Consider the following 453-nt stretch of genomic DNA (forward strand, 5'->3'; position numbering starts at 1 on the left):
GGCAGCCAGTCCTCAAGCATCAGTGCCATCGCCCGGCTCGCATGTCCGGCCAGACCAGTTGGTAGCTTCTCGGGATGCGCCGGTTCGCGGTCGTCCACCGTCAGCGAGCTCAGTCCGTCCTCGGCGGCCAAGCCTGCCGAGTACGCGGCGGAGCGAAGGTCGCCGTCGCCGATGATGGTGCCGCCAGAGCCGAACAACTCCAGCCGGTAATGATCGGCGTGGGCACCCATAACTGAAACGCTCAGTACCGCAGTCACCCCGGATTCCATCCGCATCAACAGTGCCGCGGTGTCATCGGCGGTGATGTTCAGCGTCGTGCCATCGGGGCGTTCCCGCACCGGATCGCTCGTACGTACCTCGGCGCACACCGACACCGGCTTGCCCAGTACGCTGCAGAGGAAATCCAGGTCGTGAACCAGCATCCCGGCCAGATATCCGCCACCCTGGCCCCGG

General features: G+C 65.8%; 1 protein-coding gene. It reads right to left on the minus strand.

The window, feature by feature from the left end:
- The coding region (locus RM704_RS44725) for a Gfo/Idh/MocA family protein (RefSeq protein ID WP_311593615.1) at positions 1 to 422 on the minus strand (422 nt) is incomplete at its 3' end.
- Positions 423 to 453 lie beyond the last annotated feature (31 nt).

This window comes from Streptomyces gottesmaniae (assembly GCF_031845845.1).
GTDB lineage: Bacteria > Actinomycetota > Actinomycetes > Streptomycetales > Streptomycetaceae > Streptomyces > Streptomyces akebiae.